This is a genomic window from Aeromonas sp. R2-1 (assembly GCF_040908425.1).
GTDB lineage: Bacteria > Pseudomonadota > Gammaproteobacteria > Enterobacterales > Aeromonadaceae > Aeromonas > Aeromonas caviae.
The window spans coordinates 122,666-144,704 of sequence record NZ_JBFODR010000055.1 but is presented as its reverse complement, the minus strand read 5'-3'; the positions used below and the strand labels follow the sequence as shown (position 1 = coordinate 144,704).

Sequence of the window (22,039 nt, the reverse complement as noted above, 5' to 3'; positions counted from 1 at the left end):
CCACATCATCATCCACAAGCGCGATATAACACCCTATGTTCACGATGCGAATATCACTTTCACAGCCCAAGTGAATGGAAAAACAACATCAATGACAAAGATAATTCCGCTTTACACCCCGCCCCCCTTCGCCAGATAGCCGATACGGTAGATCTCGCCCCCGCCAGGCAAGGGCGATGAGGGGGACGGGAGAAAATCCGCCTCCAGCCATTCCCATCGGGTGAGATCCCAGCCGCTCACCATGGCCTCGCCGTGCAGGTCGGCCAGCTGGTCGTGGGAAGCGACCTTGGTGCGCCGCAGCCTGGCCATGCAAGCCCCGTCGAGGGAGGCCGGATCCGGCGCCCGCAGCAGATGCCAGGTCTCGATGCGGGGCCAGCCGAAATGCCGGGTGAGCGCCGCGAATCCCTCGCTTGCCAGGAATCGGTGCATCGCCTCGGCGCTGTGCCACACATAGAAGGGGGCATAGCGGTTCTCCTGCCCCGGCAGGGCCCCATCGTCCTGACGGCTGTAGAGATAGGCCTTGAACAACAGACCGGGAAAGCCGTCCAGTCTGGCGCCATTGCTGGCGATCCGCTGCTCGATCAGCGCCATGTCGTAGTCTGCGGGCAGGGTGAATCGGTAGTGCATGGCGATCATGAGGCCACCTCCTGTCTGAACATCCGGCCCTGGCCGAAACTCCACGCCTCGGCATCGGTCTGCTGGATCACCACCATGAGGTTGTCGGGGTGGATCCCAAGCTCGGCCTCAAGGCGCTCGGCGAGACGTGCATAAAGCCGCTCCCTGGTCGCGGTGCTGCGCACCTTGCCCGCCAGGATCTGGAAGAGGATGAAACCCTGGTCCCGGCGGCCGGTCTGGTAGTGGGGGTCATAGATGAGCGCACTGGCAGGCAAGATCTCGAGGATCTGGAATTTATCCTTCGGCGGCACCTCGAACACCTCCACCAGGGTCTGGTGGTAGAGGGCGCTGAGTTGCTGCAGGTGTGCGTCGCTCATCCCCTCGCACAGGGTGATGCGGGTCAGCGGCATGGGGTCACCTCCTCGCGGGGGGGCAGATAGCCCACGGCCGTCACTGCGGCGGGCAAACCGGCGTAGAAGGCAAGATGGGTGAACAGCTCTTCCAGCTCATCCCGGGACAGGCCGTTTTGCCGGGCGAATGCAATATGCCAGGGCAGTTGTTGCACCCGGCCCAGGGACGCCAGGATGGCCAGGGTGATCAGGCTGCGCTCGCGTGCCGAGAGGGTGGGGCGCTGCCAGATATCGCCAAACAGCGTCTCTTCCGCCAGTCGGGCGAGTCGGGGGGCAAGCTGCGCCAGGGCGGCGCGATCGGGAACATCAGGTGTCATGGCAATCTCCTTGGTAGATGAAGCCACTCTCCCTCACTGCTACAATTTAAAAAATCGAAATATTCAAGACCAATCATCCCGATTATAAGGATAGTTATGTCACCCCTTCCCCCCAGCCTGGATCTCGATGCCCTGCGCAGCTATGTGCTGGGGCTGGAGTGCGGCAGCTTTGCGCTGGCGGCGCAGCGGCTGTGCCGCTCCACCTCGGCGGTCAGCGCCCAGTTGAAAAAACTCGAACAGCAGTGCGGCACCGATCTGGTCATGAAGCAGGGACGTCACCTGGTGCCGACGGCCAGCGGTGAGCGCCTGCTGGGCTACGCCAAGCGGCTGCTGGCGCTTAATGACGAAGCCGTACTCGCCCTCAAAGGGGAACTGCTACAAGGGGAGATCCGGCTCGGGGTGCAGGAGGACTTCGGTGAATCTTTGCTCCCCGCCGTGCTGGGACCCCTCTGTCGCCAGCACCCGGCCCTGCGCATGACGACCCGCATCGCTCGCAACGGGGCCCTGGTGCAGGGGATCAGGGAAGGCACCCTCGACATGGCTCTCGCCTGGCAGCCACAGGGAGAGCGGGAGGATCTTCCCCTCATCGAGGTGGTGCAACTGGCCTGGATTGCCCACCCCGAGTGGGACCTCGCCCCTTTGCTCGCGCGCGGGGAGCCCCTGCCCCTGGTGCTCTTCGATGCCCCCTGCCTGATGCGGGCGCGGGCCATCCGCGCCCTCGACGATGCCGGGATCCCCTGGCGGATCGCCTTCACCAGCCAGAGCCTGGGCGGGATCTGGGCCGCCGTGCAGGCTGGGCTCGGGATCACGGTGCGTTCCCCCATCGGCATGCCGGCCAGTCTCACCCTCCTCGGCGGCGTGCTGCCCTCACCGGGTACCCTGGGGGTGGTGCTGCTCACTGCCAGCCATGAAGCCGACGAGGCCAGATGCCAGTTGCAACGGCTGCTCACGGACGCCGTGCATCAGGCCAGCGCCGGACACAGGGGCTGACAGCGCCTGGTCAACGCGCCTCACGGCGCCGAGGCGTGCCCATAAAAAAACGGCAACCCTGGGGTTGCCGTTCTGCCTTCTTACTCCCATGGCAAGCCGGTTGGCTTAACCCGCCCGCTTGCTCAGCCAGGCTTCGGCGGCGACCAATGCGCCCTCGATCTGCTCGCGGGCGACGCCGCCTTTGGCGACCCGCTTGGCCAGGGTCGCTTCCAGCTCTAGGTTCGGGTAAACATCTTCCCCCACCACGGGGCTGAAGCGCTGGAACTCGGGGAGGGAGAGCTCTTCCAGGGGCTTTTTCACCTGGATCGCATAGACCACCGTCTCGCCGACGATATGGTGCGCCTCACGGAACGGGATGCCCTTGGCCACCAGATAGTCCGCCAGCTCGGTGGCGTTGGCGTAGCCGCCCTGGGCCGCCGCCTTGGTACGCTCGCCATTGACCTTCAGATCGATCAGCACCAGGGCCGCCATGTCGAGGCAGTCGTGCCAGGTGTCGAGGGCGTCGAACAGCCCCTCTTTGTCTTCCTGCATGTCCTTGTTGTAGGCCAGCGGCAACGCCTTGAGGCTCATCAACATGCCCATCTGGGCGCCGACCACCCGGCCGGTCTTGCCACGAATGAGCTCCAGCGCGTCCGGGTTCTTCTTCTGGGGCATCAGAGAGGAACCTGAGGTCACCGCATCGGAGAGCTCCACAAAACCGGCTTCACCTGTGTTGTAGAAGATAAGGTCTTCGGCAAACCGCGACAGGTGGGTCATGGAGAGGGACGCCACGTGCATCAGCTCCACCACGTGATCCCGATCGGACACCGAATCCAGGCTGTTGCGGGTCGCGCCGCTAAAGCCCATGTCGAGCGCCAGGGCTTCGCGGTCGATGGCATAGGCGGTGCCCGCCAGGGCGCCGCAGCCGAGGGGGCTGGTGTCGAGGCGCTTGAGGGCATCCTGCAGACGGGAATGGTCCCGCTCCAGCATCTCCACATAGGCCAGGGCCCAGTGGGCGTAAGTGACCGGCTGGGCCCGCTGCAGGTGGGTGTAACCGGGCAGCACCGCGGCCTGGTTGGCACGGGCGGAGGCCACCAACCCTTGTTGCAGGGCGGTAATGGAGCCGAGCAGCAGTTCACCCTGTGCCTTGCACCAGAGCTTGAGGTCGGTGGCGACCTGATCGTTGCGCGAGCGACCGGTGTGCAGCTTCTTGCCAAGGGCGCCGACGGCGTCGATGAGCTGGCTCTCGACCCAGGAGTGGATGTCTTCGGCGTCCGAGTTCAGGATCTGCTGGGGATCCTGCTGCACGGAGGCGAGGAGCACCTCCATCGCCTGCTGCAACTGAGCCTGCTCATCGGCGGTCAACACGCCCACCTTGACCAGCGCTTTGGCCCAGGCCATGGAGCCTTGAATATCCTGCTCCGCCAGACGGTAGTCGAACCGCAGCGAATCGTTGAACTGCTTGAACCGGCTATCGGCTCCCTGACTGAAGCGTCCACCCCAAAGTGCCATACTGCTCTCCTTGAATGCGTTGTCGGCGGCGCCTTGCGCCGTCGAACTTGAAATCTTGCCCTGTTTTTCTGCGAGCCTGTTATCTCACAGAAGCGGCCAGGGCGCAGCCGCTCTTGTCACACCCGATGAGGATGGCAAAGGGCCTCTCTGCCTGTAAAAGAGGGGGCCATGCCCCCTCGAATCAACGGGTGATAGCGCTTGTTTAGCCGTGGGTATGGTCGCCACCGATGGCTTGATGCTGCTCCTTCATGGCGCGGATCCGGCTCGCCAGGGTGTAGAGACGGATGAAGCCTTCGGCATGGCTCTGGTCGTACACTTCGTCGGCACCGAAGGTGGCGAAGTCTTCGGAATAGAGGCTGTTCGGCGACTTCTTCTGCACCGCGGTGACCTGACCCTTGTACATCTTCAGCACCACTTCACCGTCGAGCTCCTCGGCGATGGCGTTGGCGGAGGCGACAATGGCCTTGCACAGCGGGGTGAACCAGCGACCGTCATACACCAGGTGGGAGAACTCGGCGCCGAGTTTTTCCCGCCAGGCGCGGGTCGGTCTGTCCAGTACCAGCTCTTCCACGGCGCGCAGTGCGGCAACCATCACGGTACCACCCGGGGTCTCGTAGCAGCCACGGGACTTCATGCCCACCATCCGGTTCTCGGTGATGTCGATCCGGCCCACACCGTGCTTGCCGGCACGCTCGTTCAGGGTGGTCAGGATCTGGTGCGGGCTGAGCGGCTGGTCGTCAACGGCGACCACTTCGCCCTTGGCCACGGTCAGCTTGACGTATTCCGGCTCGTTCGGGGCATCCTCTGCAGAGACGGTCCACTGCCAGACGGCTTCGGACGGCTCGTTCCAGGTGCTCTCCAACTCGCCACCCTCGGTGGAGATGTGCCAGGCGTTGGCGTCGCGGCTGTAGATCTTCTTCAGGGTCGCCTTGCAGGGGATGTTGCGGGCTTCCAGATAGGCCAGCAGATCTTCCCGGGAACGCATGTCCCACAACCGCCAGGGGGCGATCACTTTCAGCTGGGGCGCCAGAGCAGCCACCGCCCCTTCGAACCGAACCTGGTCGTTGCCCTTGCCGGTGCAACCGTGGGAGATGGCATCAGCCCCTTCTGCCAGGGCAGCCTCGACCATCGCCTTGGCGATCACCGGACGGGCCATGGAGGTGCCCAGCAGGTAGGTGCCTTCATAGACGGCGCCGGTCTTCAGGGTCGGGTAGACATACTCTTTGACGAACTCTTCCCGCAGATCCTTGACGATGCACTTGACCGCGCCGGAGGCGATGGCCTTCTGCTCGATCCCTTCCAGATCGTCACGCTCCTGGCCCACGTCGGCGACGAAGGCGATGATTTCAGCGTCATAGTGCTCCTTCAGCCAGGGAATGATGGCCGAGGTATCCAGTCCGCCCGAGTAAGCCAGTACGATCTTGTTGATTCCGCTCATTTACTTCTCTCCGTGATGATTCGATAAAAAGGGGTGATTCCGGGTCGGTTGCCGGATTACTTCTGGCCCTGTCCGAACAGGGTCAGCAGCACGGCGTTCTGGATATGCATCCGGTTTTCTGCCTCATCCATGATGAGGGAGGCTGGGCCGTCCATGACCTCCGAGGTGATCTCCAGCTCCCGGTGGGCCGGCTGGCAGTGCAGCACGTGCTGGATGCCGGTCCGATCGAGCAGGGCCTGGTTGATCTGATAAGGCATGAAGATATCTTTTACCTGCTCCATTGGTGTGTTGTCACCCATGGAAACCCAGGTATCGGTATAAACCACGTCAAAGCCTTCGATATCCGCGACATCATCGCTGATATGTATGGTCGCGCCAGATTGAGCTGCCAGCGCCTGGGCCTGCAGGAAGATCTGGGTATCCGGGCCATGGCCTTTCGGGCAGACCAGGGTCACATCGGTACCGAGGGTCGCCCCCAGCAGCAGCAGGGAGTGGCTCACGTTGTTGCCATCGCCGAGATAGGCCAGCTTCACCTTGGACAGGTCGCTGTAGTGCTCGCTGATGGTCATGAAATCCGCCAGCCCCTGGCAGGGGTGGTAGAGGTTGCACAGGCTGTTGACCACAGGCACCGAGCCGAACTCGGCCAGCTCGACCAGGGTCTGGTGATCGAACACCCGGGCGACGATGGCGTCACACCAGCGGGACAGGTTGCTGGCGAAATCCTTCACCGACTCCCGCTTGCCGAGCGCCCCGTTCTGCTGATCCAGATAGACGCTGTGACCACCCAGTTTGGCGATGCCGATGTCGAAGGTGACCCGGGTACGCAGGGAGGGCTTCTCGAACAGGGTGACCACGCTCTTGCCCGCCAGGGCCTGGCTGTATTTCTTCGGATCGGCCTTGACCGCCTTGCCAAGCGCCAGCAGCGCCTCGATCTGGGCCTTGCTTAAATCACTGTCTTTCAGAAGATGTTGCATCGAATTGTCCTTTTCCCGGTGGAGATCAGAGGGTGACCTGGGTGCCGACCGCGCCGCCAGCCAGCAGCTTGAGCAGCTGATCCGGGTAGCGCCAGCTGGCGACACAGACCGGCTTGCCCAGGGTTTCGGCGGCGTGCAGGGCGGCTTTCACCTTGACGGCCATGCCGTCCGTGATAACGCCCTTCTCCATCAGGTCCAGCGCGCTCTGCTTGTCCAGTTGCGGCACCAGCTTGCCCTTACCATCCAGAATGCCGCTCACATCCGACAGCATCACCAGATCGGCGCCCAGCGCTTCGGCGATGGCGGTGGCCGCCTGATCCGCATTGACGTTCATCATCTGTCCGTCGGCGGTAATGCCGATGGAGCTCACCACCGGCAGGAAGCCCTGCCCCAGGATGCCGGCCACCAGCGCCGGGTTGCCCGGTTTGCAGTCACCGACCGCACCGAGATCCGGATCGAGCTGGGTCACCTGGCACAGACCGCCGTCGGCGAGGCACAGACCCACAGCAGGAATGCCGGTGGAGATGGCCTTGGCCATCATCATCTTGTTGGCGGTCCCGGCCAGGGCACCGGCAATCACGGGGATCTGCTCGAACGGGGTCACCCGCAGGCCGTTCTTCTTGGTGGAGGTCATGCCCAGCCCCTTGAGCAGGTCATCCACCAGGCAGCCACCACCGTGCACCAGCACCAGAGGACGGTGCTGATCATCCAGGAAGGTCTTCAGGGTGGCGAACAGGGCGGTCAGGGCCTCGTCGTTCTCGATCAGGGCACCACCCAACTTGATTACCAGCGTCTGCTTGTCCATCTTCTCGATCCTTTCTTAAAGCGTTAAATCAGGCCGGTGGCCGGTTCAAAACCAAACTTGATATTTATGCACTGCATGGCTTGCGAGGCGGCCCCCTTGAGCAGGTTGTCGATGGCAGAAACCACCACCAGCATGTTGCCCTGCTGCTGCCAGGCGATGTCGCAGTAGGGCGTGCTCGCCACGCCACGGATGGAGGGCATCTGGCCGGTGAGGCGTACCAGGGGCTTGCCTTCGTAGGCCTTGAGGTAGGCCTGATCCACCTGGGTCGGCGTCACCCCTTCCGCCAGTTGCACATAGATGGTGGCCAGGATGCCCCGCACATAGTTGCCGAGGTGGGGCTGGAACAGCACCTCCTTGCCGAGGTGGTGGCTGATCTCCGGCTGGTGCCTGTGATTGAAGGTGCCGTAGGGATTGAGGCTCACTTCGCAGAAACTGGTGTTGATGGCGGCCTTGCGACCAGCCCCGGAGACGCCGGAAACCGCATTGATGATGGGCTGCCACCCCTGGGCAATCAGCCCGGCCTGTTGCAGCGGCTTGAGGGCGCACAGGGAGGCGGTCGGGTAGCATCCCGGCACGGCAATCAGCTGGGCGGCCTTGACGGCATCGGCATTCCACTCGGCCAGACCGTAGGCGGCCTGCTCCAGCCACTGCTCATTCTCGTGGGTGAAGCCGTAGAAGGAGGAGTAGAACTGCTGATCGTTGACCCGGAAGGCACCGGAGAGATCGAACACCGGCAACCCCTTGGCCAGGAACTTGGGCGCGAGTTCCGCACTCACCTCGTGAGCAGTAGCCAGCACCACCAGATCGGCCTGGGTCAGGATCCGGGTCATGCCGTCTTCGTCCAGGGGCAGCAGCGGCTGATCCAGCTTGCCCACCCACTGGGGATGCAGGGAAGAGAAGCGCTTGTGGGCGTCCTGGCTGCCGGCGGAAACATAGAGGCCGAACAGCTCGAGTTGTGGATGGTTCTGGACCAGAGCGGCCAGTTCGGCCCCCGCGTAGCCACTGGCACCGACGATAACGGTCTTAAGCATGTTTGAGTATTCCAAGTCTGGGTTCGAAATTCACAGCATGGTGCTGCGGTGCAAGGGGTCGGCTATCGCCCCTTTGATGCAACGAGTGCGGAGGGGCAATTCAGGCGGATATGCGTCGTCGGTTACAGATCAGGTGACAGAACATTAACTTTCCCTTACAACTAGAGGCCTTGTCGATGAGCACTCGAACAGAATATTCATGCACTCACTTTGCATTTGTATTTTCTAACAGAAACACTCCGGGGACGCAAGGAGGAGCTGATGGCCAAACTGGATTTTTTTTCACTTTATAAGAATATTATTGCGATTCCCTCTATCAGCAGCACGGATACTCGCTGGGATCAGAGCAACGAGGCGGTGATCCGGCTGCTGGCCGACTGGTTCGGCCAGCTTGGATTCCAGTGCGAGGTGACGGCCCTGCCGGATCTGCCGGGCAAGTTCAACCTGGTGGCGACCTATGGTCAGGGAGAAGGGGGGCTGCTGCTGGCGGGCCACACGGATACGGTTCCCTTCGATGAAGGAGCCTGGACCAAAGACCCCTTCAAGGTGACCGAAGAGGGCAACCGCCTGTACGGGCTCGGCACCATCGACATGAAGGGCTTCTTCGCCTTTATCGTGGAAGCGCTCAAGGAGGTCGACCTCAAGACCCTGAGCAAGCCGCTGCGCATCCTGGCCACCGCCGATGAAGAGACCACCATGGCCGGGGCCCGCGCCATCGCCGCCGCAGCCGAACTCAAACCCGACTACGCGGTGATCGGCGAACCCACCGGGCTGGTGCCCGTGGTGGCCCACAAGGGCCACATGTCGGAAGCCATTCGCATCACAGGCCGAAGCGGCCACAGTTCGGATCCCGCCAACGGCGTCAACGCCATGGAGATCATGCACAAGGCCATGGGTCAGGTGCTCAGGCTCCAGCAGGATCTGAAGGAAAAGTACGCGGATCACCGCTTCGCCGTGCCCCAGCCCACCCTGAACCTCGGCTACATCCAGGGGGGCGACAGCCCGAACCGCATCTGCGGCTGCTGCGAGCTGCACATCGACATGCGTCCCACCCCGCAGGTGGGACCCGACGAGCTGATGGGCATGCTGAAAGAGGCGCTCTCCCCCATCGAGATCCACCAGCCCGGCTGCTTGCACCTGCAGCACCTGCACGAACCCATTCCGGCCTATGCCTGCCAGGATGACTCCGAGCTGGTGCGGGAGGCGGAAAAGGCGAGCGGCCGGGCCGCCGAGTCCGTGAACTATTGCACCGAAGCCCCCTTTATCCAGCAGCTGGGTTGCGAGACCATAGTGATGGGTCCAGGCCATATCACCCAGGCCCACCAGCCCGATGAATACCTGGATCTGTCGTTCGTCAAACCGACCACGGCGGTGCTGCAGCACCTGATCCGGCGCTTCTGCGTCTAGCCAAATAGGGATGTAAGTAAGTTACATGACAGGCGCCTTGGGACAGGTGAGGGAAATACATGTTCTGAATCGGCTTGTTATTTGACCTTGCGCAGACAATCTGGGTAGATTGTCCCCCTAAGATGACGGAGCATATGTTGTAATCGCACAACAATAAGTGAGGTCGCCTCCCGCCTGGAAGGTCAGGAGGCACCAACAAAATAAGGATGTGGAATGAACGAAAAGTACGCCGCACTACGGGCCAACGTAGGCATGTTGGGCCAACTGCTGGGTAAATCCATCAAGGATCATCAAGGGCAGGCCTTCCTCGACAAGATTGAGACCATTCGCCAACTGGCCAAGTCTTCCCGCAAGGGAAACGAGGCTGACAGAGAGCGCCTGCTCGACACCCTGCGTACCCTCTCCGATGACGAACTGCTGCCCGTGGCCCGTGCCTTCAGCCAGTTCCTCAACCTGGCGAACGTGGCGGAGCAGTTCCACACCATCTCCCGTCGCTGCGAAGAGCAGGTCTGCACCCCGGACCCGCTGGAGCAGATGTTCGACAAGCTGAAAGCCTCCAACCTGTCCCAGGAGGCCATCATCCAGGCCGTGCGCGAGCTGGACATCGATCTGGTGCTGACCGCTCACCCCACCGAGGTGACCCGTCGTACCCTGATCCACAAGCACGTGCAGCTCAACGACTGCCTCGAGGCCCTGGAACTCTCCGATCTGCTGCCCCGCGAGCGGGACAAGATCCAGAGTCGCATCGAGCAACTGGTCAACCAGGCCTGGCACACCAACGAGATCCGCGAACAGCGCCCGACCCCGGTGGACGAAGCCAAGTGGGGCTTCGCCGTGGTGGAAAACAGCCTGTGGCCAGCCATCCCCGAATTCATGCGCAATCTGGACGAGCGCCTGCAACACCATCTGGGTGTGCGGCTGCCGCTGGACGCCGCGCCGGTCAAGTTCACCTCCTGGATGGGCGGTGACCGCGACGGCAACCCCTTCGTCACCGCCAAGGTGACCGCCGAAGTGCTGGAGCTGGGCCGCTGGATGGCGGTGAGCCTGTTCTACAAGGACATCAAGGAGCTTACCTCCGAGCTCTCCATGGCCGATTGCACCGACGCCGTGCGTGCCCGGGTCGGCGACAATCCCGAGCCCTATCGCGCCCTGGTGCGTGAGCTGCGCGAGCAGCTGCGCGAGACCCAGGAGTACCTGACTGCCAAGGTACAGGGCCAGGCGAGCGAGAGCCGGGATCTGGTCAAGAGCACCGCCCAGCTGCGCGAGCCCCTGGAGCTCTGCTACCACTCCCTGCACGCCTGCGGCATGGGCAACATCGCCGACGGCATGCTGCTGGACGTGCTGCGCAAGCTGGCCTGCTTCGGCATCCACCTGGTCAAGCTGGACATCCGTCAGGATGGCGAGCGTCACGGCCAGGTCTTCTCCGAGCTAACCCGCTACCTGGGTGTGGGCGACTACGCCGAGTGGAGCGAAGAGGACAAGCAGGCCTTCCTGCTGCGCGAGCTGAACTCCCGCCGCCCCCTCATCCCGAGCGACTGGGATCCCAGTGCCGAGACCCGCGAGACCATCGACACCTGTCGCGTCATCGCCCAGCACGACCCCGATGCGTTCGGCATCTATATCATCTCCATGGCCGGTGCCCCGTCCGATGTCTTGGCGGTCCAGCTGTTGCTGAAGGAAGCTGGCTGCAAGTTCCGCATGCCGGTTGCCCCGCTGTTCGAGACCCAGGAAGACCTGATGGCGGGCACCGCCGTGATGGAACGCCTGCTGTCGGTGGACTGGTATCGCGGTTACATCCAGGGCCGTCAGTACGTGATGATCGGCTACTCCGACTCCGCCAAGGATGCGGGCATGATGGCCGCTGGCTGGGCCCAGTACGCCGCCATGGAATCCCTGGTGGCGCTGGCTGAAGCCAACAACATCCGCCTCACCCTGTTCCATGGCCGCGGCGGTACCGTCGGCCGTGGCGGCGCCCCCGCCCATCAGGCGATCCTGTCGCAACCCCCGGGATCCCTGCGCGGCGGCCTGCGGGTCACCGAACAGGGGGAGATGATCCGCTTCAAGTTCGGCCTGCCGAAGGTGGCCATCCAGAGCCTGAACCTCTACACCAGCGCTGTGCTGGAGGGGAACCTGCTGCCGCCGCCCAAGCCGAAAGAGAGCTGGCGCGCCGTGATGGAGCAGCTGGCGTCTGTCTCCTGCGATCACTACCGCAGTATCGTGCGCGGTCACCCGGACTTCGTGCCTTACTTCCGCGCCGCCACCCCGGAGATGGAGCTCGGCAAGCTGCCGCTCGGTTCCCGCCCCGCCAAGCGCAAGCCCAACGGCGGTGTCGAGAGCCTGCGCGCCATCCCCTGGATCTTCGCCTGGACCCAGAACCGGCTGATGCTGCCGGCCTGGCTCGGCGCCCACAAGGGATTGCAACAGGCCATCGACGACGGCCAGAAGAGCGTGCTGGACGAGATGAGCCGCCAGTGGCCCTTCTTCCGCACCCGTCTCGAGATGCTGGAGATGGTGTTCCTCAAGGCCGACCTCTGGCTGGCGGAATACTATGACACCCGCCTGGTGCCGGAGAACCTGTGGGCACTCGGCAAGCAGCTGCGTCAGGAGCTTGCCGACTCCATCGAAGTGGTGCTGAAACTGCGCCCGCAGGGCGACCTGCTGGACGATCAGCCCTGGATCAAGGAGTCCATCAAGCTGCGCAACCCCTACACAGACCCGCTCAACGTGCTGCAGGCCGAGCTGCTCAATCGCTCCCGCAACCACCCGGAGACCCTGCACCCCGAGCTGGATCAGGCGCTGATGGTCACCATCGCCGGCATCGCCGCCGGCATGCGCAACACCGGCTGATCCCGGACCGTTGCAAACAAGGGCGCCCCGGCGCCCTTTTTCGTCTCTGCCGGGCACGGGGATCCCGACATTGCCGCCAGCACAGCCCCCTCTAAGGGAAAAAAGCATCCACAACAAACAGGGCGCCATGATGGCGCCCTGTTTTATTTCGCGATATAGGCTTTCATCAGGAGACCTGGTTGCGACCCCGACGTTTTGCCTCGTAAAGTCGCTGGTCCACGCATTGAAGCCAGTCATCCATGCGCCTGTAACTCATCTGATAGGGTGTGAGCCCCACGCTGATGGTGACGGTGATCGCCTGGTGCTGGTACAGGAAGGTGTGCTGCTCCACCTGGCGCCGGATGCGCTCCATGATGGTGTGGGCCTCCTCCAGGGTCGTGCCCCGCAGCAGCAGGATGAACTCCTCCCCGCCAAATCGCGCCACCAGATCCTTGCTGCGCACCGCCTGCATCAGGAGCCCCGCCAGCGACGCCAGCACGGCATCTCCGGCAAGGTGTCCATATACATCATTGATTTGTTTGAAGAAGTCGATATCTATCAAGGCCAGGCAGCAGGCCTCCCCTTCGGCGGGATGGTGCTGGACGTGATCCAGCAACACGTTGGCCTGCTGGAAGAAGCTGCTGCGGTTGGGCAGCTTGGTCAAGAAGTCGTGCTCGGCGTTGAAGCGCAGCACCCGCTCCATGCGGCTGCGTTCGTCCTCCAGGTTGCGGGCGTGGATAAGGGTGCCAAGGGCCGTGGTGAGGGGCTCGAGCAGGCTGACATGGGTCTCGTCAAAGCCACCCGGGCGGTTGGCCAGAGCAATCATGCCGATCGCCTCTCCCTTATGGCGGATGGGAATGCCGAGGAAGCTCTCCAGGTGCGGATGACCACGGGGGGAGACACCGCGACTGGCTGGATGGCTCGGCAGATCGTTGCAGCACACCAGGGTATTGTGGGTCACCACGTGCCCAAACAGGTTGTCGAGCTTGCTGAAGATGAGCCCGCCCCGACTCTGGCGCTGCTGCTCATACCAGGCGTGGGTCGCCTCGTCCCAGGAGACATTGGAGATGGAGGGGACATAGAGACTGGGGCGACCATCCTCGTACTGGATGATGCCGATGAAACCATAGGAGCTCTCGCTCACGCTCAGCAGCCGCTCGAAGACGGTGTCGCAGGCGGAGCCGAGATTGCGATCGAGCAGAAAACTCTGGTGCGCGGCCACCACGATGTCAAACAGCTGGCTCTGCTGCTCGACCCGCTGCTTGGCCATCACCGCCGAGGTAATGTCGTGCGCCAGCTTGACCACCCCCAGCAGGGTGCCGGCCTCGTCGCTCACGGGCATGTAGGTAGCATGGAGCCAGAGGGGGCTGCCACCTTGCCTGACCCGGCGAAACTCCCCCGACTGGATCTCGCCACCCAATACCTTCTGCCAGAAGAGATCATGCTCCGCCTGCAGATCCGGCGGCAACAGCATGAGATGGGACTGGCCCACCAGCGCTTCGGGGGGATAGCCCAGCATGTCGCAAAACAGGGGGTTGACTGACACCATGCGACCATCGAGATCGAACTCGACCATGCCATAGGCCCGATCAAGGGCGGTCAGCCTGGCAAGGGTCTCATATCGATCCATCGCGTCGATATCGCGAGCGCAAAGTGCTGTGGTATTCATGGCTACGATTCCTTTCGATCGCCGGCGCATTGCATTGGAATGCGGGGACAAGTGCCCAAATCATAGGATCCGGCACCCGGTTACGCTAACACAGGCCCCGATTGGGTGTGAAGACTGGTTCTTGCCACATCCGGCTCCCGAGCGCAGACTGTCTGGCCTTGCCACGGTTCGAGGAGACCCCATGACACCCGCCATCAACTTGCTGAAAAAGCTCAAGATCCCCCACAGGCTCTACCCCTACGAGTGTGAAGCCCACGACGACTTCGGCAAGCATGCCGCCACCCAGCTGGGTCTGCCCGAGGCGCAGGTGTTCAAGACCCTGCTCGCCCATCACGACAAGCAGGCGGTGGTGGCCATCGTGCCCTCCTCGGGCATGTGCAGCCTCAAGCAGCTCGCCAAGGCCACCGGGCTCAAGAAGGTGGAGATGATGAAGCCGGCGGAAGCCGAAAAGCTGACCGGCTACAAGGTGGGCGGCATCAGTCCCCTGGCCCAGAAGAAGCTGCTGCCCACCGTGCTGGACGACTCCGCCATGGCCTTCGACGAGATCCTGGTGAGCGGTGGCAAGCGGGGGCTCTCGGTCGGCGTGGCCCCCGGGGACATGGTCCGGCTGATGAACTGGATTGCGGCCCCCATCGGCGATCACCACGACTGAACAAACAAAAGAGGCGCCATGACTGGCGCCTCTTGCGTCTGGATGTCGGATCTGGCACCTTGTGTGCGAAGGATACCCAAAGCCCCGGCACCGGAAACCGCCCCGTCCCGGCGGGTGATCTGCCGCCCTCAACACGCCGCAGAGCGGCAGGCGGCGGTCAGTTCGGAAAGCCGGCGACGCTGACGCCCGGCATGGTCGAAGTTACCGTCCTCCAGCCAGCGCTCGAAGCACCCTTTCAGGGCGGGCCACTCGCTGTCGATAACGGAGAACCAGGCCGTATCCCGGTTGTGTCCCTTGTCCACCCGCGCCTGACGGAAGGTCCCCTCATAGTGAAAGCCCAGGCGCAGGGCCGCCTGGCGCGAAGGCAGGTTCAGGGCATTGCACTTCCACTCGTAGCGCCGGTATCCCAGAGCAAAGGCATTGGCCATCATCAACACCATGGCCGCCGTCGCCAGCCGTGACTGCTGCATGGCGGGGGAGAAGTGCAGCCAGCCCACCTCGATGCTGCCCGCCAGGGGATCGATGCGCAGGTAGCTCGCCAGTCCCAGCGCCCGTCCGCTCCCCTCGTCGATGATGCCGTAGAACTGGGGATCCCGCTTGGTGGCCACCTCCCGCAGCCAGACCCCCATGGCGGCCTCGTCCGCGAAAGGGCCGCTGGTCAGGTAGGTCCACATGGCCCCGCTGTCGGCACCGAACGCCTGCCACAGATCCCCCAGGTGGCGCTCGGGATCAAGGGGCTCGAGACGACAGCCCCAGCCATGCAGGGCGCGGTGGGGAGGGAACTCGGCGCCGCGCCATTCTGGCAGCGCACGCCCCAGAGGCTGCCCAAAGTCGTTGAAAAGGGCGGCGCCTCCCTCATTGCAACGTTCAACAGGCACAGGCAATTCCCCCTTCCAGCAGCACTCCGGGCTCGCTGCCCGTGGCGACGGCGAAACCGTCCTGACGCCACCAGTGCAGACCCCCTATCAACTCCTTGACCTCAAACCCGAGGGACGCCAGCTTGTAGGCCCCCTGGGTCGAACCGTTGCAGCCGATGCCGTCGCAATAGCAGACATACACCAGGTTCCGGTCCAGTACCGCCGTGGTCGACGCCGTCATGGTCCTGTGGGGGAAGGAGATGGCGCCGGGAATGTGCCCCTCGGCATAGTGTGCGGGGGAGCGGGTATCGATGACCACGATCCCCGCCACCCCGGCCAGCAGATCGGCGGCCAGATCCGCCGGATCGGTACGAAACTTCAGTTGGGCCTCGAAAAAGGCGCTGGCTTCGGCGGCCCCTGCCACCCCTGTGCTCAATACATGACTCATCCTGAACGCTCCTGATGACTAGATGACGATCTCTGTGGTGACGACGGTGTTGACCGAGTTGGCGATGAAGCACTCCTCATGGGCCTGGTGGTGCAACTGCTCCAGATCCGCCAGAGCGGGCTCCTGCTCTCCCCCGAAGATCACCCTGGGACGCAGCGTGACCCGGGTCATGGCGAGGCGACCTTGCCCGTTTTTCGCCATGATGCCGACCGCGTCGTCCCGGTAGCTCTCTACCCGATAGCCCGCCTTCGCCGCCAACCAGAGGAAGGTGAGCATGTGGCAACTGGAGAGGGCCGCCACAAACGCCTCTTCCGGGTCCACATGTTCCGCCACCGAGTAGGGCAGCGGCACCACATGGGGAGAGGAGGAGGCCGGCACCCTGACCCCGCCATCAAACGCCCACTCATGGGCCCGGCTGTAACGCTGATCGACGAAGGGCTCGTGCTCCCCCCGCTGCCAACTGATGGTGGCACTGTATTCCGACATGCAGACTCCTTGTGTTGCCAATCCGTGCCGCCCGCTGGCGCCACCCTGTGACCACCAATGTAGCGACAAAATGGCCTTGCCACGCCGACCAATTTTGCCAATATGGGCAGACCAATTTCATCGAGCCGCCACCATGACCATCCACCCCACCCGCTCTGCCCGTCGGTCGCCAGCCCCACAGCCGCGCCATGCCCTGCGGGCAGGATCCCTGCCTCGAAAGGGGCGCAACCCCCGCGCCAACGGGAGCGCATCATGACCGTTCTGCCAACGCTCTTCGCCAGCCAGCAGCAAGGGGATCTGCCCCTGCACGAACAACTGGTGCGCACCCTGCGCGAGGCCATCCTGGCGGGCCACCTGCCCCTGCACAGCCGCCTGCCCGCCAGCCGTCTCCTGGCCCGGGATCTCGGGATCTCCCGCAGCACGGTGGAACTGGCCTATGGCCGGCTCGAGGCGGAGGGGTATCTGGTGCGCAAGGTGGGCGCCGGCAGCTTTGTCGCCCTGGCGGCGGTGCGCCCCACGCCGCGCCCGCCCCAGTCAGCGGCTGGCCTCTCCCGCCGCGGCCAGGAGATGGCCCTGGGTGGCGCCTGTCACGACGTGCCCGAGGTGGGCACCACCTTTGCTTCCAGCCAGCCGGATCCCCGTCTCTTCCCCCAGGCACTCTGGGGTCGGCTGATGCAGCAACAGTGGCGCCAGCGCGCCAGCGACTGGATGAACTACGGGGATCCCCAGGGGCTTGGGGAACTTCGCGCCGCCATCAGCAGCTATCTGGTGCAATCACGCGGCGTGGTGTGCGAGCCGGATCAGATCCTGATCCTCACCAGCTCCCAGCAGGGGATCCTGCTGGCGACCCAGTTGCTCATCGATGCCGGTGACACCGTCTGGGTGGAAGACCCCGGTTATCCCGGGGCTCGCACCGCCATGGAGAGCGCCGGTGCCCGGGTGCATCCGGTGCCGGTGGATGAAGAGGGGCTCAACCCTCATGGGGATCATCCTGCACCGCGCCTCATCTACTGCACCCCGGCACACCAGTATCCCCTTGGCGTCCCCATGAGCCTGCCCCGCCGCATGGCGCTGCTGGCCGAGGCAGAGCGTCACGGCGCCTGGATCCTGGAAGACGATTACGACGGGGAGTACCAGTATGATCAGCGTCCGCTGCCCGCCCTGCAGGGGCTCGACGGCCAGGGGCGGGTGATCTATGTGGGCACCTTCAGCAAGGTGCTGTTCGGCTCGCTGCGCCTCGCCTACCTGGTGCTGCCCAGGCCGCTGATGGACTCCTTCTGCCGCGCCAGGGCCGCCGTCGACGGCCACAGCAACCAGTTGCAGCAAGCGGTCACGGCAGACTTCATCCGGGGCGGGCACTTCGCCACCCACCTGCGCCAGAGCCGCCTCCTCTACCAGAGCAGACGGGATCTGCTGCTGGCGGAACTGGCCGAGCACTGCCCGGGGCTCACCCCCATCCACAGCGGCGCCGGCCTGCAGTGCGCCGTGCTGCTGCCCCCCGGTGGCGAGGCGCGCTGGACCAATGCCGCCAATACCTGCGGGTTGGGGCTGCGCCATCTGGGCCAGTTCTACCTGGGCCCGCCGACACTGGAGGGGTGGCTGCTCGGCTTCGGCTGCCTCGACAACCAGACGCTGCGCCAACTCTGTCGTCGCCTGGGTCTCTTGATGAAATCCGCATGACCCCCTTCTCAAGAGGTCAGATCTGCCAGAGCCTGATAGCGCTGTGTCGACGGGAATGGCCCGTCTATACTGGGCACAATCCCGTTGCCGAACCCGGTCAAGATGCATCGAATCCTGCTCCTTTTGCTCGCCCTCTCCCTCCCGTCCCTCACGATGGCGGCCACCCGCTTCACCCTGATCACCGGGGAGACCCAACAGGATGTCCGCATGAATTATTACCGGGCGGCGATGCGGCTGGCGCTGGAGAAAACACGGCCCGATTACGGCGACTATGAACTGCTCGACGCCATCAGGATGAACAAGGCGAGGATGCGGCTCGAAGTGCAAACGCCGGGCAAGAATGCCCTCTTCATCGTCGACAGCTGGCCCCAGGAGATCCCTCAACCCGGTGTCACCCTGGTCCCCTTCCCCATCGATCTGGGCGTGCTCGGCTACCGGGTCTGTTTTGTCGGCAGCGCCCGTGCCCAGGCCCTGGCCGGGGTTCACACCCTGTCCCAGTTGCAGCAGTTCACGCAAGGGGTGGGCACAGGCTGGCGGGATGCCGACATCCTGCGCTACAACGGCTTCAGGGTGCAGGAGGTGGATAACTATGAGTCACTGTTTCGCCTGGTGGCCCGTGGCCGGATCGATCTCTTCTGCCGTGGTGCCAACGAGATATTGAGCGAGTGGAAAAACCACAGACCCGGCCTGCCGGGGCTGACCGTGGATAGCCATGTCGCCCTCTTCTATCCGCTCATCCACTCCCTCTACAGCCACGCCACCTACAGCAAGGAGCGCGAGCGCCTTTTGCGCGGCCTGCAACTGGCCTGGAAAGATGGCTCCCTGCAGCGCCTCTGGCGCCAACATTTCCAGCCTTCCCTGGTCTTTGCCCGACTCGATTCACGCCAGATCTTCCGGCTGACCAACCCGCAGTTGCCCGACGAGAGCACCGACTACCGCGCCTATCTCTATGACCCGATGAGGGATGACTTTGGTATCGCTCCCTGACTGGCTCGCCGGTTCTCCCCTGTCAGGCAGGCTCCCCTTGCGCACTCTCTGCCTGGCGCTGCTGCTCTGGTTGCTGCCGACCTGCGTCATGGCCGCTCCCGGCAGCATTCGTGCCTGCATGGAGAACAGTGATTCGCCTCCCTGGTTGCTGATGTCCGGCGAGGGGATAGTGCAGTTCCACCTCAAGGAGGTGGCAAACCGGATCGGGCATCCCATCATTCTCACCCCCCTTCCCTGGAAACGCTGCCTCTCCCTCGTCAGCCAGGGCCAGCTCGATGCCGCCGTCAAGCTGAGCTACAGCGAAGAGCGTGCTCGCACCATAGGGGTCTATCCCATGCGACAGGGGGCACCTGATCCCGCCAAGCGCCTGCTCACCGAGAGCTACAGCCTCTACCAGCCAAAAGGCGGACAGGTTCGCTGGGATGGCCGGCAGCTCGTCGCCCCTGGCGTCATTGCGGCGCAGTCCGGTTTCTCCATCGTCGCCCAGCTGCAGGAGAGCGGTGTCAGGGTGGATGACTCCAGCAGGGAACCACTGATCCTGCTCAAGAAGGTCGCGATGCAGCGCGCCGTTGCCGCCGCCCTGCAAACCGGGGTCGCAGAACGGACCCTGGCCGCCCACCCGCAGTTGCAGGCCACACTCGAGCGGATCACCCCTCCCCTGGTCGAAAAACCCTACTACCTCATCTTCTCCCACCCCTTCCATCAAGCCCACCCCGATCTCAGCCAACAGGTGTGGGACGAGATTGAGGAGGTGCGACACTCCGCAGCCTATGCCCGCTTCGTCACAGGCATGGCGTCACAGGGGACCCCCTAACCCCAGACCCTCTCTTCAGCCCTGTTCGCGGCACAGGGCAAGCCAGGCCTCGGCGGTGCGGGAGAGGTAGCGATCCCCTGGCCAGATCACCCCGAGCCGCCAGCTCAGCGCCGGGGCCAGAGGGCGCAACACCAGCCCATCCGGCGTCAGCCGCCGGCAGATGGGCTCCGGCAGGAAGGCGACCCCCATGCCGCTTCGCACCATGGCGGTGAGAAAGTCCCACTGGCTGCTGCGGGCCGCCACCTGGGGCACGAACCCGGCTTGCTCGCAGGCCTGCTCCAGCCGCTCGCTCAGGGTGAAGGCCTGGGTATAGAGCAGGAAGGGTTCGTCCCGCAGAGCCTCCAGCCGGATCTCGCCCCCCTCGCGCCAGCGGGGCAGGTCCGGTAGCACCACCCGGATGGGGTAACTGTCCAGCTCTAGGGCGCAGAGGGCCCCCTCTTCCCTGGTCGGCAGCATGGTGATGGCGAGATCCAGCTCCCCCGCCAGCACCGCCTGCTCGATGCGCCGCCCGCCATATTCGACGATGGAGAGCTCCACACCGGGGTAGCGGCTGCGATAGGTACGGATGAGATCCGCATAGACATGGCCCACCATGGGCGGGATGCCGAGGGCAAGACGCCCGGATTGCAGGCTCTGCAGATCCGCCAGCTCCGCCTCCAGCTGCTGCATCTCCACCAGGATGGTCTGGGCCCGATTGAACAGCACCTGGCCGCTGTCGGTCAGGGTGAAGCGGCGGCCGACCCGGCTCAGCAGGGGCTGGCCCAGCTCCTCTTCCATGTTGCGGATCATTTTGCTGATGGTGGGCTGGGTGACGAACAGCTTTTCGGAGGCGCGGGTGAAGCTCTGCTCCCGCACCAGCTCGACGAAGTAACGCAGGGCTCGAATATCCATGGTGCTCTCTTGACGGGGATGGCTGGCTAAATCATGCCTCTTTGGCATGATTTTGATAATTTAAATTCATTTTTTGCAGGTTTGGTCCCTCTCTATACTGTGAGCAGGTTCACAGAAAGACGCTCGCCATGAAAACCCTCTGCCTTCGCTGGTTGCAAACCCTCTTCCAAATCGCCCTGCTGGCGGCCATCTGGTTGCTGGCCGACATCGCAGTGCGCACCTTGCACCTGCCCCTGCCCGCCAACCTCACCGGCATGTTGCTGCTGCTGGTCTGCATCCTGCTCGGGGTGGTCAAGGCCCAGTGGTTCAGTGCCGGGGCCCGCTGGCTGCTGGCGGAGATGCTGCTCTTCTTCGTCCCTGCCGTGGTGGCCGTGGTCAACTATCAGGAGCTGCTGCTGCAGGAGGGGTGGCGCATCATGGTGGTCCTGATCGTCAGCACCGTGCTGGTGCTCGGCACCACGGCGCTGGTGGTGGACAGGGTCTATCGCCTCGAGCTTAAGCTGGCCCGCCGGAGTCGCCGCCATGTCTGACACCCTGCTCGGCCTGCTCTGCTTCGCCCTGACCCTGCTCTTCTACTACGCCAGCAAGTGGCTCTATGGCAAAAAGCGCATCCTGCCCCTGATGCCGCTGCTGCTGGCCCCCACCCTGCTGGTGGCCGTGGTGATGTTGTTCCACATTCCCTACCGGGACTACATGGCCGAATCCCACTGGCTGCTCTGGCTGCTGGGCCCTGCCACCGTCGCCTTCGCGGTGCCCGTCTACGAGAATCGCCAGCTGATGCGCCGCCACTGGCTCTCCCTCTCGGTCGGGGTCGTGGCGTCCGTGGTGATGGCGGTGGGCAGCACAGTGCTGCTGGCCCGCTGGCTCAACCTCTCCGAGCTGTTGCAACGCAGCATGGCCATGAGATCCATCACCACCCCCTTCGCGGTGGAGGCGACCCGTTCCGTGGGTGGCAACGCCGATCTCACCGCCCTGTTCGTGGTGCTGACCGGCGTCATCGGCATGGCGGTGGGAGAAAGCGTGCTCACCGTGCTCGCCATCCGCAGCCGCCTTGGCAAGGGCGCGGGCTTTGGTGCCTCGGCCCACGGGGCCGGGACAGCCAGGGCCTATCAGATGGGCAACGAGGAGGGGGTGGTCTCCAGCATGGTGATGATGATCGCCGGCATGGCCACCGTGCTGCTCGCCCCCCTTCTGGGCAGGCTGTTCTGGTAACACCGCCACCCGATAACAGAAGAGGCGCCCTGGGGCGCC

Annotated in this window: 22 protein-coding genes; 9 read left to right on the top strand and 13 right to left on the bottom strand. The window is 63.8% G+C overall.

Annotation, left to right across the window (positions count from 1 at the left end):
* Nucleotides 1-111: 111 nt before the first annotated feature.
* The 3 genes from AB5Y80_RS20585 to AB5Y80_RS20575 are packed head-to-tail and all read right to left on the bottom strand — an operon-like array spanning nt 112 to nt 1,342.
* A complete protein-coding gene (locus AB5Y80_RS20585) occupies nt 112-636 on the bottom strand; it encodes a DUF4865 family protein (protein ID WP_201890326.1) in 525 nt (174 codons plus the stop codon).
* A complete protein-coding gene (locus tag AB5Y80_RS20580) occupies nt 633-1,025 on the bottom strand; it encodes a tautomerase family protein (RefSeq protein WP_010675683.1) in 393 nt (130 codons plus the stop codon). Before AB5Y80_RS20580 ends, AB5Y80_RS20585 begins: the two co-directional genes overlap by 4 nt.
* Nucleotides 1,016-1,342 (bottom strand): carboxymuconolactone decarboxylase family protein, encoded by a 327-nt coding sequence (locus AB5Y80_RS20575; protein WP_045522042.1) that lies wholly within the window; start codon nt 1,340-1,342, stop codon nt 1,016-1,018. Before AB5Y80_RS20575 ends, AB5Y80_RS20580 begins: the two co-directional genes overlap by 10 nt.
* Before the next feature lie 96 nt (nt 1,343-1,438).
* Between AB5Y80_RS20575 and AB5Y80_RS20570 the strand changes: the two genes are divergently transcribed.
* The gene (locus AB5Y80_RS20570) at nt 1,439-2,332 is read left to right on the top strand and encodes a LysR substrate-binding domain-containing protein (protein ID WP_201890327.1); all 894 of its coding nucleotides are present in this window, start codon (nt 1,439-1,441) and stop codon (nt 2,330-2,332) included.
* A 105-nt stretch (nt 2,333-2,437) separates the two neighbouring features.
* On the opposite strand, the gene argH is transcribed toward AB5Y80_RS20570, so the two are convergent.
* The 5 genes from argH to argC all read right to left on the bottom strand — a co-directional run bounded on the left by argH (nt 2,438) and on the right by argC (nt 8,071).
* Nucleotides 2,438-3,823 (bottom strand): argininosuccinate lyase, encoded by a 1,386-nt coding sequence (argH, locus tag AB5Y80_RS20565; RefSeq protein WP_201890328.1) that lies wholly within the window; start codon nt 3,821-3,823, stop codon nt 2,438-2,440.
* A 202-nt stretch (nt 3,824-4,025) separates the two neighbouring features.
* On the bottom strand, nt 4,026-5,261 hold the full coding sequence (locus tag AB5Y80_RS20560; protein WP_010675687.1) for an argininosuccinate synthase: 1,236 nt from the start codon (nt 5,259-5,261) through the stop codon (nt 4,026-4,028).
* A gap of 56 nt (nt 5,262-5,317) precedes the next feature.
* Entirely contained in the window at nt 5,318-6,235 is a 918-nt protein-coding gene (locus AB5Y80_RS20555) for an ornithine carbamoyltransferase (RefSeq protein WP_010675688.1), read from the bottom strand.
* 25 nt (nt 6,236-6,260) lie between these two features.
* Nucleotides 6,261-7,040: an acetylglutamate kinase gene (gene argB / locus AB5Y80_RS20550; RefSeq protein ID WP_010675689.1), complete on the bottom strand. Its 780-nt coding sequence runs from the start codon at nt 7,038-7,040 to the stop codon at nt 6,261-6,263.
* Between the two features lie 23 nt (nt 7,041-7,063).
* Nucleotides 7,064-8,071 (bottom strand): N-acetyl-gamma-glutamyl-phosphate reductase, encoded by a 1,008-nt coding sequence (argC, locus tag AB5Y80_RS20545; protein ID WP_010675690.1) that lies wholly within the window; start codon nt 8,069-8,071, stop codon nt 7,064-7,066.
* Nucleotides 8,072-8,332: 261 nt separating this feature from the next.
* On the opposite strand from argC, the gene argE reads away from it, so the two are divergent.
* Together argE and ppc are read left to right on the top strand one after the other, a co-directional pair.
* Entirely contained in the window at nt 8,333-9,478 is a 1,146-nt protein-coding gene (argE, locus tag AB5Y80_RS20540) for an acetylornithine deacetylase (RefSeq protein ID WP_039040568.1), read from the top strand.
* Nucleotides 9,479-9,691: 213 nt separating this feature from the next.
* Nucleotides 9,692-12,325 (top strand): phosphoenolpyruvate carboxylase, encoded by a 2,634-nt coding sequence (ppc, locus tag AB5Y80_RS20535; protein WP_010675692.1) that lies wholly within the window; start codon nt 9,692-9,694, stop codon nt 12,323-12,325.
* A gap of 166 nt (nt 12,326-12,491) precedes the next feature.
* On the opposite strand, the gene AB5Y80_RS20530 is transcribed toward ppc, so the two are convergent.
* Nucleotides 12,492-13,973 carry a sensor domain-containing diguanylate cyclase gene (locus tag AB5Y80_RS20530; protein WP_042014802.1) on the bottom strand — a complete coding sequence of 494 codons (1,482 nt, stop codon included), beginning with the start codon at nt 13,971-13,973 and terminating at the stop codon, nt 12,492-12,494.
* Between the two features lie 181 nt (nt 13,974-14,154).
* On the opposite strand from AB5Y80_RS20530, the gene ybaK reads away from it, so the two are divergent.
* Complete coding sequence (gene ybaK, locus AB5Y80_RS20525) at nt 14,155-14,625, top strand: Cys-tRNA(Pro) deacylase (protein WP_010675694.1); 471 nt, start codon at nt 14,155-14,157, stop codon at nt 14,623-14,625.
* A 128-nt stretch (nt 14,626-14,753) separates the two neighbouring features.
* Here ybaK and AB5Y80_RS20520 read toward each other — a convergent pair whose 3' ends face one another.
* From AB5Y80_RS20520 to AB5Y80_RS20510, 3 genes are read right to left on the bottom strand one after another with little or no spacing between them, the layout of a single operon-like run.
* Nucleotides 14,754-15,503, bottom strand: a complete 750-nt coding sequence (locus AB5Y80_RS20520; protein ID WP_368173464.1) for a GNAT family N-acetyltransferase — start codon at nt 15,501-15,503, stop codon at nt 14,754-14,756.
* Entirely contained in the window at nt 15,493-15,930 is a 438-nt protein-coding gene (locus AB5Y80_RS20515; protein ID WP_069651919.1) for a rhodanese-like domain-containing protein, read from the bottom strand. The genes AB5Y80_RS20520 and AB5Y80_RS20515 overlap by 11 nt, the downstream gene beginning before the upstream one ends.
* 18 nt (nt 15,931-15,948) lie before the next feature.
* Nucleotides 15,949-16,416 (bottom strand): OsmC family protein, encoded by a 468-nt coding sequence (locus AB5Y80_RS20510; RefSeq protein WP_041211705.1) that lies wholly within the window; start codon nt 16,414-16,416, stop codon nt 15,949-15,951.
* Nucleotides 16,417-16,668: 252 nt separating this feature from the next.
* Between AB5Y80_RS20510 and AB5Y80_RS20505 the strand changes: the two genes are divergently transcribed.
* The 3 genes from AB5Y80_RS20505 (at nt 16,669) to AB5Y80_RS20495 (ending at nt 19,897) form a co-directional block, all read left to right on the top strand.
* Nucleotides 16,669-18,096 (top strand): PLP-dependent aminotransferase family protein, encoded by a 1,428-nt coding sequence (locus tag AB5Y80_RS20505; protein ID WP_368173463.1) that lies wholly within the window; start codon nt 16,669-16,671, stop codon nt 18,094-18,096.
* Between the two features lie 102 nt (nt 18,097-18,198).
* Entirely contained in the window at nt 18,199-19,083 is an 885-nt protein-coding gene (locus tag AB5Y80_RS20500) for a hypothetical protein (RefSeq protein WP_258057302.1), read from the top strand.
* Nucleotides 19,061-19,897 (top strand): ABC transporter substrate-binding protein, encoded by an 837-nt coding sequence (locus AB5Y80_RS20495; RefSeq protein ID WP_236758488.1) that lies wholly within the window; start codon nt 19,061-19,063, stop codon nt 19,895-19,897. Before AB5Y80_RS20500 ends, AB5Y80_RS20495 begins: the two co-directional genes overlap by 23 nt.
* Before the next feature lie 15 nt (nt 19,898-19,912).
* On the opposite strand, the gene AB5Y80_RS20490 is transcribed toward AB5Y80_RS20495, so the two are convergent.
* The gene (locus tag AB5Y80_RS20490; protein WP_368173462.1) at nt 19,913-20,788 is read right to left on the bottom strand and encodes a LysR substrate-binding domain-containing protein; all 876 of its coding nucleotides are present in this window, start codon (nt 20,786-20,788) and stop codon (nt 19,913-19,915) included.
* A gap of 128 nt (nt 20,789-20,916) precedes the next feature.
* On the opposite strand from AB5Y80_RS20490, the gene AB5Y80_RS20485 reads away from it, so the two are divergent.
* Nucleotides 20,917-21,318 (top strand): CidA/LrgA family protein, encoded by a 402-nt coding sequence (locus tag AB5Y80_RS20485; RefSeq protein WP_368173461.1) that lies wholly within the window; start codon nt 20,917-20,919, stop codon nt 21,316-21,318.
* Nucleotides 21,311-22,000 (top strand): LrgB family protein, encoded by a 690-nt coding sequence (locus AB5Y80_RS20480; protein ID WP_010675703.1) that lies wholly within the window; start codon nt 21,311-21,313, stop codon nt 21,998-22,000. The genes AB5Y80_RS20485 and AB5Y80_RS20480 overlap by 8 nt, the downstream gene beginning before the upstream one ends.
* Nucleotides 22,001-22,039: the final 39 nt, after the last annotated feature.

Bases quoted from the DNA above. Each gene is read 5' to 3' on its own strand.
- argE (WP_039040568.1), top strand. From the start codon at position 8,333: ATGGCCAAACTGGATTTTTTTTCACTTTATAAGAATATTATTGCGATT.
- argB (WP_010675689.1), bottom strand. From the start codon at position 7,040: ATGGACAAGCAGACGCTGGTAATCAAGTTGGGTGGTGCCCTGATCGAG.
- AB5Y80_RS20495 (WP_236758488.1), top strand. From the start codon at position 19,061: ATGACTTTGGTATCGCTCCCTGACTGGCTCGCCGGTTCTCCCCTGTCA.
- argC (WP_010675690.1), bottom strand. From the start codon at position 8,071: ATGCTTAAGACCGTTATCGTCGGTGCCAGTGGCTACGCGGGGGCCGAA.
- argH (WP_201890328.1), bottom strand. From the start codon at position 3,823: ATGGCACTTTGGGGTGGACGCTTCAGTCAGGGAGCCGATAGCCGGTTC.
- AB5Y80_RS20585 (WP_201890326.1), bottom strand. From the start codon at position 636: ATGATCGCCATGCACTACCGATTCACCCTGCCCGCAGACTACGACATG.
- AB5Y80_RS20480 (WP_010675703.1), top strand. From the start codon at position 21,311: ATGTCTGACACCCTGCTCGGCCTGCTCTGCTTCGCCCTGACCCTGCTC.
- ppc (WP_010675692.1), top strand. From the start codon at position 9,692: ATGAACGAAAAGTACGCCGCACTACGGGCCAACGTAGGCATGTTGGGC.
- AB5Y80_RS20505 (WP_368173463.1), top strand. From the start codon at position 16,669: ATGACCGTTCTGCCAACGCTCTTCGCCAGCCAGCAGCAAGGGGATCTG.
- AB5Y80_RS20570 (WP_201890327.1), top strand. From the start codon at position 1,439: ATGTCACCCCTTCCCCCCAGCCTGGATCTCGATGCCCTGCGCAGCTAT.
- AB5Y80_RS20580 (WP_010675683.1), bottom strand. From the start codon at position 1,025: ATGCCGCTGACCCGCATCACCCTGTGCGAGGGGATGAGCGACGCACAC.
- AB5Y80_RS20485 (WP_368173461.1), top strand. From the start codon at position 20,917: ATGAAAACCCTCTGCCTTCGCTGGTTGCAAACCCTCTTCCAAATCGCC.
- AB5Y80_RS20555 (WP_010675688.1), bottom strand. From the start codon at position 6,235: ATGCAACATCTTCTGAAAGACAGTGATTTAAGCAAGGCCCAGATCGAG.
- AB5Y80_RS20500 (WP_258057302.1), top strand. From the start codon at position 18,199: ATGCATCGAATCCTGCTCCTTTTGCTCGCCCTCTCCCTCCCGTCCCTC.
- AB5Y80_RS20515 (WP_069651919.1), bottom strand. From the start codon at position 15,930: ATGAGTCATGTATTGAGCACAGGGGTGGCAGGGGCCGCCGAAGCCAGC.
- AB5Y80_RS20575 (WP_045522042.1), bottom strand. From the start codon at position 1,342: ATGACACCTGATGTTCCCGATCGCGCCGCCCTGGCGCAGCTTGCCCCC.
- AB5Y80_RS20510 (WP_041211705.1), bottom strand. From the start codon at position 16,416: ATGTCGGAATACAGTGCCACCATCAGTTGGCAGCGGGGGGAGCACGAG.
- AB5Y80_RS20560 (WP_010675687.1), bottom strand. From the start codon at position 5,261: ATGAGCGGAATCAACAAGATCGTACTGGCTTACTCGGGCGGACTGGAT.
- ybaK (WP_010675694.1), top strand. From the start codon at position 14,155: ATGACACCCGCCATCAACTTGCTGAAAAAGCTCAAGATCCCCCACAGG.
- AB5Y80_RS20490 (WP_368173462.1), bottom strand. From the start codon at position 20,788: ATGGATATTCGAGCCCTGCGTTACTTCGTCGAGCTGGTGCGGGAGCAG.
- AB5Y80_RS20530 (WP_042014802.1), bottom strand. From the start codon at position 13,973: ATGAATACCACAGCACTTTGCGCTCGCGATATCGACGCGATGGATCGA.